At 43.2% G+C, this 14983-nt stretch carries 9 protein-coding genes, 2 tRNA genes and 3 pseudogenes; 6 read left to right on the top strand and 8 right to left on the bottom strand.

The annotated features are described in order from the left end of the window. Positions 1-4: 4 nt before the first annotated feature. From ACQY3F_RS11120 to ACQY3F_RS11130, 3 genes are all read right to left on the bottom strand, one after another. Entirely contained in the window at positions 5-472 is a 468-nt protein-coding gene (locus tag ACQY3F_RS11120; RefSeq protein WP_428354907.1) for a Uma2 family endonuclease, read from the bottom strand. After that, a complete protein-coding gene (locus ACQY3F_RS11125; protein WP_428353484.1) occupies positions 472-4233 on the bottom strand; it encodes a nitrate reductase subunit alpha in 3762 nt (1253 codons plus the stop codon). The genes ACQY3F_RS11120 and ACQY3F_RS11125 overlap by 1 nt, the downstream gene beginning before the upstream one ends. A gap of 155 nt (positions 4234-4388) precedes the next feature. After that, positions 4389-5021 carry an MFS transporter gene (locus tag ACQY3F_RS11130; protein ID WP_428354908.1) on the bottom strand — a complete coding sequence of 211 codons (633 nt, stop codon included), beginning with the start codon at positions 5019-5021 and terminating at the stop codon, positions 4389-4391. A gap of 143 nt (positions 5022-5164) precedes the next feature. Between ACQY3F_RS11130 and ACQY3F_RS11135 the strand changes: the two are divergent. Beyond that, a pseudogene (locus ACQY3F_RS11135) lies at positions 5165-6072 on the top strand (tyrosine-type recombinase/integrase). Then, entirely contained in the window at positions 6069-7145 is a 1077-nt protein-coding gene (locus ACQY3F_RS11140; RefSeq protein WP_428352924.1) for an IS91 family transposase, read from the top strand. The pseudogene ACQY3F_RS11135 and the gene ACQY3F_RS11140 overlap by 4 nt, the downstream one beginning before the upstream one ends. A gap of 320 nt (positions 7146-7465) precedes the next feature. Here ACQY3F_RS11140 and ACQY3F_RS11145 read toward each other — a convergent pair whose 3' ends face one another. Continuing rightward, positions 7466-8440: a hypothetical protein gene (locus ACQY3F_RS11145; RefSeq protein WP_428354909.1), complete on the bottom strand. Its 975-nt coding sequence runs from the start codon at positions 8438-8440 to the stop codon at positions 7466-7468. Positions 8441-8888: 448 nt separating this feature from the next. Here ACQY3F_RS11145 and ACQY3F_RS11150 point away from each other — a divergent pair. The 4 genes and pseudogenes from ACQY3F_RS11150 to ACQY3F_RS11165 form a co-directional block, all read left to right on the top strand. Continuing rightward, positions 8889-9347 (top strand): annotated as a pseudogene (locus tag ACQY3F_RS11150) (HPP family protein); the annotation flags it as partial. Positions 9348-9353: 6 nt separating this feature from the next. After that, on the top strand, positions 9354-10079 hold the full coding sequence (locus ACQY3F_RS11155) for a CBS domain-containing protein (protein ID WP_428357672.1): 726 nt from the start codon (positions 9354-9356) through the stop codon (positions 10077-10079). Positions 10080-10115: 36 nt separating this feature from the next. Further along, positions 10116-10355, top strand: a complete 240-nt coding sequence (locus ACQY3F_RS11160; RefSeq protein WP_428354910.1) for a hypothetical protein — start codon at positions 10116-10118, stop codon at positions 10353-10355. A 33-nt stretch (positions 10356-10388) separates the two neighbouring features. Further along, positions 10389-10586, top strand: coding sequence for a (2Fe-2S)-binding protein (locus ACQY3F_RS11165; RefSeq protein WP_428354912.1), 198 nt, complete (start codon positions 10389-10391; stop codon positions 10584-10586). A gap of 346 nt (positions 10587-10932) precedes the next feature. On the opposite strand, the gene ACQY3F_RS11170 is transcribed toward ACQY3F_RS11165, so the two are convergent. From ACQY3F_RS11170 to ACQY3F_RS11185, 4 genes and pseudogenes are all read right to left on the bottom strand, one after another. Further along, positions 10933-13116 carry an IS4 family transposase gene (locus ACQY3F_RS11170; protein WP_428354914.1) on the bottom strand — a complete coding sequence of 728 codons (2184 nt, stop codon included), beginning with the start codon at positions 13114-13116 and terminating at the stop codon, positions 10933-10935. A 423-nt stretch (positions 13117-13539) separates the two neighbouring features. Next, positions 13540-13615, bottom strand: a tRNA-Thr gene (locus ACQY3F_RS11175). A gap of 46 nt (positions 13616-13661) precedes the next feature. After that, positions 13662-13737 (bottom strand) — tRNA-Thr (locus ACQY3F_RS11180). A 184-nt stretch (positions 13738-13921) separates the two neighbouring features. After that, positions 13922-14980: pseudogene (locus ACQY3F_RS11185) on the bottom strand (DUF3362 domain-containing protein); the annotation flags it as partial. Between the last annotated feature and the right edge of the window lie 3 nt (positions 14981-14983).

The following is a 14983-nucleotide window of genomic DNA, read 5'->3' on the forward strand; positions in this document are numbered from 1 at the left end:
CACCTTAACTAATTTTTGTAATTTTTGTCGTAAAGAGACTGTTTTTTTGTTCTCCATCCCTATTAAAAAAACGGATCATACCTTGCTGCTCTACCAGCCAAACTTCAACAGCTCCCGCTTCTAAATACAATAAAATTTTGTCTTGCATTTCAACCATAGTATTTGAAGGCGAAAGAATTTCAATACAAATTTCAGGGGCAGAGGTAGCACAAACTTCTTCACAATGTTGTTGGAAATATTCCTCTGTTCCCCAGGCAACATCAGGCACTTTAACGCCAAGTCGGGTTTCAATAGCGAGTTCAGTAAATATTTCACCCCCTAATTCAGTACCTAAAATTTTTGCTAATTTACCTTGCAAACGGCTATGTATTAAGGAAACGGGGGACATTTCTATTTTTCCTCGTTCATTGAGTTCTATTTTGTAGGGTAAATCCTGTAAAGATTTATCCGCTAAAACATCTTGCCATTGCATTAGTCCTCCTCATGCACATAAGGTGCCTGTGGTACGCCCTCAGGATTCAGCTGTTTTTCTTTAGCAGCCGTTAACGGCTCTTCCAGCCATTGAATATCCTGATCTTCAATTTTATGCAAGATCACATACTCATCACGTTGCGAACCGATGGTTCCATAGTAGTTAAAACCATAGCTTAACTGCGCATAACCACCAATCATATGTGTCGGCTTAACCGTAATACGGGTGACACTGTTTAAAATACCGCCACGCTTACCTGTGGTATTAGACCCTGGTACATTAACGTTCTTCTCCTGCGCGTGATACATCATTGCCATACCATCCGGAATACGTTGACTGACTACCGCTCTGGCAACGGTTGCACCATTGATATTCAGTGCTTCGACCCAGTCGTTATCTTCGATCCCTGCTTTTTCAGCATCAGTTTCGGAAATCCACAGATGTGGTCCTCCGCGAGACAAAGTCAACATGCGCAAGTTATCTTGATAAGTACTGTGTATGCCCCACTTACTATGCGGAGTAATCCAGTTCAATTTCAAGTGTGGTTTATCACCCACTTTCTTCATCATTTCAGCCGTTGATAACATATCCACCGCTGGTTTGTAGGTACAGAAAGCTTCACCAAAATCACGCATCCACTGATGATCTTGATAGAACTGTGCACGCCCCGTCAAAGTACGAAAAGGAATATGCTCGTGGATATTGGTATAACAAGCGTTATAACTCACTTTTTCCGACTCAATACCACTCCAGGTCGGCGCAGTAATGATCTTACGCGGTTGTGCCTTAATATCACGGAAAGTAATTTTGTCATCTTCACGCGGTAATGCTAGATGAGTATGGTCTACCCCCGTTTTAGTACCTAATGCTTTCCAGGATCTCACAGCCACTTCGCCATTGGTTTCTGGAGCCAGTGCCAAAATCGTTTCACAAACACTAATATCATCTTCTAGCGATGGCATCCCTTTAGAAATACCTTCCTCTTTAATAGTGTAATTAATCTCTTTGAGGTGCTCGTATTCTTTCTCGGTATTCCAGTCAATCCCTTTAATATTATTACCTTGCTTAGGCAGTAGCGGCCCTAGTGCAGTGTACTTTTTATAGGTATTGGCAAAATCACGTTCAACGACTTTTAACACAGGCATTGTTTTGCCTGGTATAGGCTCACACTCGCCACGCTTCCAGTCTTTCACATCCATCGCCTGAGCCAATTCAGCGGGGGTGTCATGCAACAGCGGTAAAGCCACCACATCTTTTTGGATACCCAGATGTTTCTCGGCTAATTCGGAAAATGATTTGGAGATAGTCTTAAAAATTTGCCAGTCAGAACGTGACTCCCAGCCTGGATCAACCGCCTGGGTTAAGGGGTGAATAAACGGATGCATATCCGTGGTATTCAAATCATTTTTCTCATACCAGGTAGCCGTCGGTAAAACAATATCTGAATACGCACCGGTAGAATTTAAACGGAAGTTAATATCCACCATTAAATCCAGTTTGGCGATCGGCGCATCTTTATGCCATTTAATTTCCTGTCCTTCCGCTTCTGGAAGTACATCTTGCATCACGCCATTCTGTGCCCCTAACAAATGCTTAAGGAAATATTCATGACCTTTGGCACTACAACCAATCAGATTAGCTCGCCAGACAAACAAGTTGCGTGGATGATTTTCCGGCGCATCAATATCTTCAGCGGCAAATTTAATATCACCTGATTTAAGTTGCTTAACAATATAATCAGCAACACCCTTTTCATCAGCTGCACCCGCCGCTTCTGCGTCTTTAACAATCTGCATAGGATTCTTGTTAAAGTGCGGGGCAGATGGCAACCAACCTAAACGCTGCGATACAACATTGTAATCAGCCAGATTATGACCTTTATAATTAGCCTGTGCCGTCGCTGCTAATAACCCGTCCGCTTCTACTTTCTCATAACGCCATTGATCGGTATGGAAATAAAAATAAGTCGTACCATTCATATGGCGTGGCGGCTTTTGCCAGTCGAGTGCAAAAGCAACCGGTGCCCAGCCAGCTTGTGGGCGTAGTTTTTCCTGACCTACATAATGACACCAACCCCCACCACTTTGTCCTATACAACCACACATATGTAGCAGGTTCATAATGGCACGGTAATGCATATCATTGTGATACCAGTGATTTAAACCAGCACCCAAGATGACCATGGATTTACCCATAGTCTTGGAAGCATTATCAGCAAATTCCCTACCACTACGAATAATATCGGCTTGTTTCACCCCCGTGATTTTTTCAGCCCATGCAGGCGTATTGGGAATGCTTGCATCATCATAGCCGGAGGCTATATCGCCACCCAGCCCACGATCAAGACCATATTGTGCAAGTTGTAAGTCAAATACAGTCGCTACCAGCGTTTCTTTGCCATTCAACGTGACTTTTTTTACTGGTACATTGCGCCGCATAGGTACATCAACACCAGTTTGAAAGTCAGGCATTAAGACTTCTACGACATCATCTTTATCGAAAATCAGGCTAAGACGCGGCTTGGTATTTCTACGCCCTTTCTTAGGAACCAGATTCCATTTTCCCTCTTCACCCCAGCGGAAACCAATAGAACCATTAGGTGCGATAATATCGCCCGTCTTTTCATCAATAACCACTGTTTTCCAGTCCGGGTTATTACTTTCGCCTAATGAATCATCAAAATCGGCAGCACGCAGAAAACGACCATTAACATACGAGCCTTCATATTCATCCAATATAACCAGCATGGGCATATCAGTATAAGTACGTGCATATTCTTCAAAATAAGCGTCTTGATTATCAATAAAGAATTCTTTTAAGGCAACATGCCCCATTGCCAGGAATATGGCGGCATCAGTTCCTTGCTTAGCAGGCATCCATAAGTCAGCAAATTTAACGTACTCTGCATAATCAGGCGAAATAGCAACGACTTTCGCACCTTTATAGCGTACTTCTGCATAAAAATGCGCATCTGGCGTACGTGTCATCGGCAAGTTAGACCCTGCAACCACAATATAGGTTGAGTTATACCAGTCAGCAGACTCAGGCACATCGGTTTGCTCACCCCAGGTTTGTGGTGACGCAGGTGGTAAATCACAGTACCAATCATAAAATGATAATACAGCACCGCCAATTAGAGATAAATAGCGGGTTCCTGCCGCATAACTTATCATTGACATAGCTGGAATGGGAGAGAACCCTGCGATTCTGTCAGGACCGTGCACCTTGATGGTATAGATATTAGAAGCGGCAATAATTTCTGCAACCTCTTCCCAGTCAACACGGACAAAACCACCCAAGCCACGTACTGCGGTATATTTTTTACGTTTTTCAGGATCTTCCTGAATGGCACCCCAGGCTTCGACAGGATCTTTGCCTGTTGCACGTTCATCTCTATATAAAGAGACTAAACGCTCACGGATTAACGGGTGCTTAACGCGTAATGGACTATATAAATACCAGGAAAAACTTGCCCCACGCGGACAACCACGTGGTTCATGGTTGGGCATATCAGGGCGTGTACGTGGGTAATCTGTTGCCTGCATTTCGAAAGCAACCAGGCCATTTTTAACATGGATATTCCATGAACAACTTCCGGTACAGTTGACCCCGTGCGTCGAGCGCACGACTTTATCATAACGCCAGCGATTACGGTAACCGTCTTCCCATTGGCGGTCTTCATTGGTAACAATACCGTGACCACCCGAAAATTTACTTTGAACTTTTTTGAAAAAGTTTAGACGGTCTAAAAAATGACTCATCGATTTTTCTCCTGGATTCTAGAACAGCAATTAATTTGCTTTAAGTTGGTGCATAGACAGCTATTTAAGCACCATTTTGGACAACATTTAGTTATAAATACAGCATTTTTTGGACATCTAATAAATCAAGCATGTTATATGCCAAAAACTCTGCCTTAGGGGTTATAAAACTCACCATCCTTACGTAAATAAAACCACCAGTTAATCATAATACAGACCACATAAAACGATGCAAACCCCATTAATGCCACTTCAGGCGTGGTTGCTTTAATTTGCTCACCAAACACTTTGGGAATATAAAAAGCACCATAAGCCGCAACTGCAGAAGTCCAGCCTAAAACGGGCCCCACTTGCTCTTTAGGGAAAACATGGGCAATGGTTCTGAACGTTGAACCGTTACCGATACCTGTTGCTGCAAACAAAATCAGGAAGATAATTAAAAAGGGCACAAAATACTCTTCAGGTGTGGCCGAGTTGTATGCCGCCTTCATATAGTAAGCAACTCCCCCTGCACTAATTACCATAACAAATGAGCAGATATGTGTCACCCAGGCACCACCAAACTTATCCGCAATCATGCCACCGACTGGACGAATTAAGGCACCAATAAAAGCACCTGTCCAGGCATACATTAATGCACTAGGACCATTTGGGTTTGCGATATCATGGTTCATCACACCATCAACCATGACATGTTGATAACCAAAAATAACTTTAATTGCCAGTGGAAAACAGGCGGCAAAACCGATAAAAGAACCAAAAGTCATCGTATAGATAATACTCATCACCCAGGTATGTTTGTTGGACGAAGCCGCTATCGCGGAGAAAAACAGCGCATCCCTTAAATTTAAAGTGTAACCTCATTGCCTGTTATATGCATAACAGGTAACTTGTAAGCTCATCCAACTAACAATAATGAGGTTACACTGTTATGACACCATCGATAGAGCTTAAATTCAACCATTATTATATCCAGCACTGTAAGCATTTAAAGCTTAAGGGACTGCAACCCAAAACCATTGACGCTTATTCACGCGCTATTCGCCGTATCGGGGAACACTTTCAGGGGCATCTGGATAACTTAACGCAAGATCAACTGGTGGATTATTTTCATGCTCTTTTAAGCCGCCTTTCCTGGAGTGCCGTGAAACTAGATCTCTATGGTCTCAAGTTTTTCTATACACATGTGCTACAAAAGCCGTGGGTTGATGTGCTAATGATTAAACCACCACGATGTACGCGTATACCCGATATTGTCACTGTGGTTGAAGCACAACAACTGTTTATGTCGACCCGTAATCTAAGCTATCGAGTTTTTTATTTTACGATTTACAGTCTAGGTTTACGTTTGGGCGAGGGCTTAAGCCTGAAAGTAGGTGATATTGATGCGACACGCATGCGGGTACATATTCGCAATGCCAAAGGCAATAAGGATCGGCTTGTGCCTTTGCCTGTGAATACCTTGAAGGTGTTGCGTAAGTTTTGGGCTGTGCATAAAAATCCAGTGCTGGTATTTCCCAACCGTGCCCGGGGTCTAAAAGGTGCACATCTTGCTGAATCCCCCCTTGATCGCGGTGGCATCCAGAAGACAATCCGTCTTGTGACGCAAGAAATGGGACTAAAAAAAAGATTTCCTGCCACTCGCTGCGCCACAGTTACGCCACTCACCTGTTAGAAGCCGGGGTTGATTTAGTTGAGTTGCAGAAGATTCTGGGCCATACCAGTTTAGTAACCACGGCTCGCTATACGCATTTGACCGATATTACCGATGAGAATGCAGAGCTGCACATTAATCAGTTAGTCAATGACTTTTCTATTCACTGGGGGCAGATTTCATGATAACCCTAGCTGCAGTGATTGATCAATTTCAGTCTGACTTTTTAAGCGAGTATCAATCTCGTTTACGCTCCAATCAGATCAGTGCATTACATGCCATGAAGAGCTGTCGGACACAGCTGAGTCCTGTGATGCAGGTTAACTGTGCAGACTGTGACTATCAAACCTTTGTGCCTCATTCCTGTGGCCAGCGTAACTGCCCGCATTGTCAACATCATGAGAGTCAACAATGGATTGAACGACAGGTACAAAAACAAGTCCCTGCTGATTATTTTATGAATACCTTTACCTTACCTGCGCAGTTAAGGTCGTTAGCCAGGCAGCATCCGCGGTTACTTTACAGTATGATGTTTGACTGTGCCTGGGCGACTTTACAGAGTTTTAGTAAAAATGATAAGCAGTTGCAAGGCGATGCCGGGGCGATTGCTGTCTTACATACACACTCACGCGAATTAAATTATCATCCGCATATTCATGTCATTATGCCTGCGGCAATCGTGGATAAAATCAAGAAGCTCTGGCGCACTAAGGAAGGCAAATACCTGTTTCATCATAAAGCACTAGCAAAAGTATTTCGTGCAAAGATGCTAGCGCGTATGAACGAAGAAAAGTTGCCATTTCCCACAGCTATTCCGGAAAAATGGGTGGTCGATTGTAAGTTTGTCGGTGCAGGCGATAAAGCATTGATATATCTGGGTCGATACCTGTATCGTGGTGTGATTCGTGAACAGGATATCTTATCCTGCCAAAATGGCAAAGTAACCTACCGTTATCAAGACAGCAAAACCAAACGCTATCAAACCAAAACGGTATCGGGGGCTAAATTTCTGTGGCTGGTGCTGCAACATGTTTTGCCTAAAGGCTTTCGTCGTGCGCGCAATTATGGCTTTTTACATCCGAATAGCAAGGGTGTTATTAAGTTGATTCACTCCCTGCTAAAGTTTGACCCGACGAAGATATTGCGTGCACTCAAAGTACGGCCGGCATTCAGTTGCAAATGTTGTGGCGGGGCGATGGTTGTTGGGCGTCGGCAAATACCCAGGGTGGAAATAATGTTTCAGCCTTTGCCAACTTAACAATTGGAATCACTAGCGCTTATGTAAATTTAAACACTTCGACCCAGGCTATCAGCGGATTAAATGCTGAGGGAGTTGCTTGGGCTAAAATCGGAGATTAAGGCAGAATTTTGCTCCGATACTTGGACTTTGAGAGTTGACTGCAATGGACAACGCTCAAAGTTCAGTTAAACAGGTAAAAACAGAGGTTCGATTCATCAGTCGGGCTGATCAACAAAAAGCTATTTTCATAGAGCGCATTAAATGAATTCCTACTATCGTGCCGGGCTTGTCCAACAAACGGTTCAGATTGTGGCTCGCTTCGCGATCACAATCTAACCTTATTCGTTATCAAAAATCTGATATTGCCTACCAAGGCTTTCACCTATTTGCCCAGGGATAATTTTTAATAAAGAAACCGTTAAGGCAATAACAATAAATAAAGCAATTTCTTTAGGTACCTGAAAACCCGACCCATATACAGACTCAGGCAAGATTAACCATAAACCAAACACGGCACTGATAAAACTAATCAATAACATACTCGTGATCATGCTAAAGCTAAGGATTGGACCACGCTCAACGGGCGAGACTTCTTCAGTACGTATATTATTCATACCAAACCAGCCAAAAAAAGCGAGTGGGATAAGCAATAATAACCAGATAAAACCCGCATTTTGAATATAGGTTTCAGTACCTGCAGGAATCTTACCAATCAACGTACCCGAGGCAGATTGTAAAATCATTGGATCGCCACCTAATGAGCCAAACAGACCAAAGGTCATAGACAGTGGGATAAGAATTTGCATGGTGGTTACACCAAAATTACCTAAGCCTGCATTAAGCCCTAACGCTAAACCCTGCACTTTCTTGGGAAAGAAAAAGCTGATATTTGACATCGAAGATGCAAAGTTACCGCCACCAAAGCCAGATAATAATGCCAACACCTGAAACACCCAAAACGGAGTACTTTGATCTCGCAACGCAAGACCCGTTCCTAAAGCTGGAATCATTAATAATGCAGTGGTAAAGAAGATAGTATTACGCCCACCACATAAGCGAATAAAAAAACTACTGGGAATTCTCAGCGTTGCGCCCGTTAAACCTGCAATCGCCATTAAAGTAAATAAATCAGATTTTGGATACGGAAACCCTAGGTTCAACATTTGTACAGTAATAATGCCCCAGTACAACCACACGGCAAAACCACATAATAAACTGGGAATCGAAATCCATAAATTTCGGTTCGCAATTTTCTTACCTTCAGACTCCCAAAACTCAGGGTCTTCGACATCCCACTTTTTTAAATCAGCCATACACACTCCCAGATACATAATAATTGGGGGTATATTACTCTACATCCTGACAAAAAGCTCATGATCATTGTGCGCAACAACACTATAACACACTGATATACAAAAGGAAATAACCAAGCCCTGCACTAGGTTATTATCCATTTATGCTGCATAAAAAGATGCATCAGTATAATTTATAAGGTTATTTAACTATATAATCAATAAAACATTAATTTTCCTATTGTTTTATAATTTTTATTCAATTTTTTTTAATTACACTCAATCATTCAATTATTCCTATTTAATGCGCCTTCCTTGCAGTATGAAACTATACTGACTCAGCTTCATCCTAATCGTTGTAGCTTTAAAATCAACTAAAAAAAATAACCTTTGCTATGATTCATTTACATGTTACTTTTTTATAATTTTCAATCGCTTTTGCGTGCATTAATCAGTTAGCATAAAAATAATGAATTTAATACACCTACTTCAAGCCTTTACTGTTGACCCGGTTCAGCTAAATATAAAGGCCAAAATACTTTCTTTGCTTGCCTGTTTTTGCGCTATCTTTTTTATTGCACTGATCACTCAAGCCACAATAGGAATCTCAAATTCGCCCATCATTGTTGCATCAATGGGCGCTTCATCTGTTATTTTATTTTTCATCCCTAACAGTCCATTAGCCCAGCCCTGGCCATTTGTGGGCGGGCAATTAAGTTCCGCATTAGTTGGAATGAGTTGCGCTCTAAATATCGCTGAAACAGCCTCTGCCGCAGCTGTCGCAGTCGGAGCTTCTGTTCTGGTTATGTTAATATTTCGCTGTTTACACCCGCCAGCCGCGGCAACGGCCCTGGCTCCAGTTATGGCAGGTGCAAGCATCACTTCTTTGGGATACACCTTTATCTGGGTGCCTGTCGGTATTAATGTCGGAATTATGTTATTACTAGCCGTCATTATTAATCGCTGGGTGATGAACCGGGAATACCCCAATGCAATAGCAATACAACAAGCCGCAATACAACAAACCGCAAAAAAACAGACTCATACAACAACTAAAAAAAATCATAATACCGGCATTACTACACAAGATTTCGCACAAGCATTAAAAGATTCAGACAGTTTTGTAGATATAACAGCCACAGAGCTAAGTCACCTATTAAGTAGCGCTGAAATAAATACCTTCAAGCGTGTGCGAGGTGATATCAGTTGCGCTGATATTATGCTACGTGATATCTGCACAGTAGAATATGGCACAGAAGTAGAAGATGCCTGGCAGTTAATGCAGACCAGTAAACTCAAAGTCATCCCCGTTGTGGACAGCGCTAATCGTGTTATAGGTATTATCACCCAGCATGATTTTTTTAAATATATCAATTTGAATGCCTACGACAGCCTACAAGATCAATTGCGCAGTTTTATTCGTCGCACTGCCAAAATAGAGACAAATAAACCTGAGGCCGTAGGTCATATTATGACTCGCTCTGTTATTACCTTAGCTGAAACAACCCATATCGTAGAACTGATCCCCTTAATGGCTGTGCAAGGCTACCATCAAATCCCCATAATAAATGAGCAGCACCGCTTGGTCGGTATGGTTTATCAGGAAAACCTGGTTACCGCACTGTATCATCAAGGACTGGCTCAGTCGGTGAGTAGCTGATAATATATCCTTAAATTACTAAAAATATCTAGAAAAATGACTGTAAATTACCTGGCTGTACTAGACACTGCAAAACAAGGAGACTGGGATGCCGCACATCAACAAATCCAGCCTTATTCAGATACCATATCCTGTTTGATTCATGCTTATCTACATCGAGTCGAAGGTGATCTGGGCAATGCAGAATATTGGTATAAGCGGGCTGAGTCGCCTATGCCCGATAATACTTTGGAACAAGAATGGCAACGTTTGCATGCTCTAGTTCATGAAGATTAATCCGCAAATAATTGAAACTAATGAAATTTTCCAATGAACGCCAGTAGCGACACCCAACAAGAAACCATTATTTGCACCTGCACTGGAACGAGTAGAGAAAAAATTGAGCAATTGATTGCCAAGGGAGCAGATACTTTGGATAAGATAGAATCCGCCACTGGAGCCAATACGGGCTGTGGCTCATGCGATATATTAATTCTGGAATTACTAACAGACAAGAATCCGAAATAGAGATGCCTAGAAGGCTATCCGAGAATAGAGGCTGTAGCAAGGGGAAGCTATTTTGAGTCAGATTTTTCGATTATTAGAGAAGAATAGCAGGCTCTTTAACGAAAATAATCGGGAAACCTGACCAAAATCAGCTTTTCCGCAGTAGACTTTCTATTCTCGGACAGCCTCCTAGGCCTGCCTATTACCCATAAATCATGACACACAATATCACCCGCCTTCCAGCAGCAAGAACCCGGCACACAAAAGCTGCAAAGCTGCGCACCCTCGCCACATGATTTGATGACCGGGCGGGGGATCTTTTTTCCGCCCCAGATGTCCTCCAATTCTTGCTACCAATTGTACAGCTTCACCTAGTAACAAAGGGGGGTTTAATCTTTTTTTTTGCGTAGGCGTGCAGGGTACGCAATTCAACATCAGAAAATAATATTTCAGCAGGAAGCTCAGGCGTTTCTCTACCCAGAAGCGTCATGAGCATGATCCGCCAGGCGATAACCAGATTGATACCAATCGCCCGACGCAACCGCTCAGCCGTTTCATGAGCAAGATCGTCAATTTTACAGCCTGATTTTAGCACACGATGCCAGTCTTCAATTCGCCAGCGCAACGTATACCAACGCAAACACTTTTCAATGTCCTTTGCGGATTCAATTTTAATCGTTGTCAGTAAAAACCACTCGACGGCCTTTGTGCCTTGAGGCGGGTTTTCTTCTAGCGCATGGATAAGCTGTATTTCAACCGGCTCTTTGTCATGATAATAGCTGGGAGCAGGGAGTTGTATGGCTAAGTGACGCAATGCCAGTTCTGCCCGCCTTCCTGGTCTTGCTGCTTTGGCTTTTTGCTTGCTTTTTTTAGGTCGGGCACTTTGCTGGGGAACATTCACGCTGACTCGACTTTGTACGCTGGTTTCACGAATGGCTGCGAACAGTTTGAAGGGGGATTGATTAATATTACGGTCGTGCTGAGCACGAATAAGCAGTTCAACACGGGGGTTTTTTCTTTGTTCATCAAACAATTCAAAAAAATCAGCTTCCCGGTCACAGACATTAACCAGTTGTGTTTGCGGCATGGTGGCCGCTAATTCAACTAAATCACGGTGGTGCTCTATCCAGACAAAGGTCTTTTTTTCTTCAATCGGTATTTTTGATGGCTTACGTTTGTCATCGGGCAATCGGGGGTGCGGAGCAATACACTGTGCTTTTAGGACGCCCAATGGCAAGCCATTGGGCGCAATGGCGAAGCTTGAGTGTAAATTCAGTCCTTTGGTTTTTGCACCGGTCTGGTTGGCTTTCAACTCCCCTAAACCACTGCATTTATCCAGGTTTGTGTAGTTGAGTTCACTGCCATCTTGCAGACATAGAACCGTTTTTTGCCCCATCATTCGTCGCGCTGTCCGTTCGCGGTGAGGTTGCAAGATATTTTCCAGATTAACGGCTGAGCCTTCTGGCTGGTCAATCATGCGATAGTAGGCCTTGGTGGCGGGCCAGTCACCTTCAACTGTCCCTGAGAAGGCACTGCCAGGATTCTGGGCTTTAGCATCAGCGACGTTGACGAGCCTTTTACTTAATCGTTTATCGCCCAGTGGCGCACCGCCAAATTCATGTTCGGCCCATTGCTCAGCATCCAGTCCTTCACTGATAGTCAGTGCGCCCAGACCTGCATTGGCTGATAATCCCAGCTGTTTCCTGAAAGAGGTATCGAGTGGGTACATATAAATCGTTTTTTGACTTAATGTCGAGTCATTATGCCGGTCCTGGCGTCCCCGCCCTTTGGTTTTTCCGATGGCCAACCAGTTTGAAGCCTTATAGCAGGTGCCCGAATAGTGCTCGGTATCAACAAAGCTTTCAATGAGCAAGGGTGAGTATCCATACTGCCGGTTAAAATCTTTTGCTATCGTTGCCATGCTCATGCCTAGTACTTTCGATGCCAGGTTTTTGCAGTTGACACTGGGACGGATCAAAAAACGACTCATCCCGACGATCATATGGAGCTGTGCTTGATGCTCTTCTTGATTCCAGCCTATCCATTGATCGCGGGCGGATAATTGCAAAGCCGGCGCGGCATACCCAATCCCTCCTAACCAGCCATGCTCGGAACGAATCAGGTAGCGCATTTGCCTGCCCACCAATATTGCTGCTTTCAGGTAGTGTTCTGTAAGCATCAGTTCATTCCAGGTTCGCATCTGATCTGCCTCTTGTACTAGTACCAATTCAAGCGCTGCAATGTGCCTGACTTCATCGGGTACATCAACAGGATGTGGTACGGAGTCCGTTAAACGGCGGGGTGATTTTGTGCCCGTTTTGTGTTGCACCCTGGGTAGCTCAAAATGCCCCGATGATTCTAGAGCACGGAGTGCTTTCAGGCAGCCACTGGTTTGCATTTTCCCGCGTGCATCGTGAAATTCAAAGTGTGTACAGACTTGTTTGGCTAAATCGCTTCTATGTGCAACCCCCTTGCCTTCCAGTAATTGTTTGATGTATTCTATATTGCTTGATAAGGAGAGTGTTCGTTTGATTTGGTTTTGTTTATTCATGCCCTATAGCATGCAATAATTATTCTAGTTTGTCCAGCTGTAATTTATGGGTAATAGGCAGATCTAGGCACATCCAACTCTAAGTTCAGACCACCTGAGCTCTAGGATAATAACTTGATACCCATGATTGACATGTAGGTTGGCGCTGAGTATACGAAGCCCAACAACACTGTGCAATATCATGTTGGGCTTCGCATACTCAGCGCCAACCTTGTATCATTTAATTATCTTGTGAAAACAGTAAGCTTTTGATTTCAATATATCGAGATCAGATGTTCTGAAGTTATCGAAAAATACTTGCTTAAAATTTCACCAGGTATATTTATAGAGAGAATGGCTTTTCTGCAACTTATGAGAATTTTAGCCAGGTACTAGGCATAAAAAAAGCCCTGTTACATTAATATGCAATAGGGCTTTAATATATGGAGCTGGTGATGGGAATCGAACCCGCGACCTACTGATTACAAATCAGTTGCTCTACCGATTGAGCTACACCAGCGTATAAACTGTAATTTACCACTCTAATCCATGAGTGATCTTAAATATGGAGCTGGTGATGGGAATCGAACCCGCGACCTACTGATTACAAATCAGTTGCTCTACCGATTGAGCTACACCAGCTAAAGAGCGAGTATTATAGTCGCTTATTCATTACTTGAAAAGCATTTTTTTAGTTATTAAATATCTTAATCTTAGATCCCAAAATACAGCGTAGGGCATGGCTTTAGCCTGCTATTTTAAAACATGTGATTATATTGGCGGGCAAAAGCCACGCCCTACCAATATGCCTTATTTAGGTTAAAGCTCACCTGCTCTTTTGCATACGCTTTTTAGCGGGAGCACGGCGCGGATTATACTCCGTGCGCTGGGTTCTAAACGACTTGCCCTTCCCTTTAATCCGGTCATCTTTACCACCCTCTTTAGGTTGCCAGGCAGGAATAAGTTGTTGTTTACCATTACCAATTAAGTCTGCACGACCCATATTTTTTAACGCCTCACGTAGTAATGGCCAGTTCTTTGAATCATGGTAGCGCAAGAAGGCTTTATGCAAACGGCGTTGTTTTATGCCTTTGGGTATGGACATATTTGATACCTGGCGGCGACTCACCTTGTTCAAGGTATTTTTCCCTGAGTGGTACATCGCAGTAGCAATAGACATGGGGGATGGCAAAAAGGCCTGCACCTGATCCGCGCGGAATCCATTTCGCTTTAGCCACAAGGCTAGGTTAAGCATATCAAGATCTTCCGTACCTGGGTGCGCTGCAATGAAATAAGGAATCAGGTATTGTTCCTTACCTGCTTCTTTTGAGTATTTTTCAAACATTTGTTTGAAATTGTCATAGCTTCCCATGCCGGGCTTCATCATTTTAGATAAAGGACCTTGTTCGGTATGTTCGGGGGCAATTTTCAAATAACCTCCGACATGGTGCGTGACCAACTCTTTAACATATTCCGGTGATTCAACAGCCAGATCGTAACGTAATCCAGATGCTATGAGTATTTTCTTGATACCCGGTAAGGCGCGCGCGCGTCTATATAATTTAATTAACGGGGTATGATCAGTATCCAGATTTTCACAAATCCCAGGAAACACACAGGAAGGCCGACGACAAGCTTGCTCAATCTTTTCATCTTTACAAGCCAGGCGATACATATTAGCCGTAGGTCCGCCAAGATCAGATATATGCCCAGTAAAATTAGGCGAAGTATCTCTAATCGCTTCAATTTCCTTGATGATAGAATCTTCGGAACGACTTTGAATAATACGCCCTTCATGCTCGGTAATCGAACAAAATGAACAGCCACCAAAACAGCCGCGCATAATATTAACCGAGTGCTGAATCATTTCAAATGCGGGTATATTCCA

The organism is Methyloprofundus sp., assembly GCF_965251085.1.
Taxonomy (GTDB): domain Bacteria; phylum Pseudomonadota; class Gammaproteobacteria; order Methylococcales; family Methylomonadaceae; genus Methyloprofundus.

Coding starts and splice junctions, on each gene's coding strand:
- ACQY3F_RS11155 (WP_428357672.1), top strand. CDS start 9,354: ATGTTATTACTAGCCGTCATTATTAATCGCTGGGTGATGAACCGGGAA.
- ACQY3F_RS11120 (WP_428354907.1), bottom strand. CDS start 472: ATGCAATGGCAAGATGTTTTAGCGGATAAATCTTTACAGGATTTACCC.
- ACQY3F_RS11160 (WP_428354910.1), top strand. CDS start 10,116: ATGACTGTAAATTACCTGGCTGTACTAGACACTGCAAAACAAGGAGAC.
- ACQY3F_RS11125 (WP_428353484.1), bottom strand. CDS start 4,233: ATGAGTCATTTTTTAGACCGTCTAAACTTTTTCAAAAAAGTTCAAAGT.
- ACQY3F_RS11165 (WP_428354912.1), top strand. CDS start 10,389: ATGAACGCCAGTAGCGACACCCAACAAGAAACCATTATTTGCACCTGC.
- ACQY3F_RS11140 (WP_428352924.1), top strand. CDS start 6,069: ATGATAACCCTAGCTGCAGTGATTGATCAATTTCAGTCTGACTTTTTA.
- ACQY3F_RS11145 (WP_428354909.1), bottom strand. CDS start 8,440: ATGGCTGATTTAAAAAAGTGGGATGTCGAAGACCCTGAGTTTTGGGAG.
- ACQY3F_RS11170 (WP_428354914.1), bottom strand. CDS start 13,116: ATGAATAAACAAAACCAAATCAAACGAACACTCTCCTTATCAAGCAAT.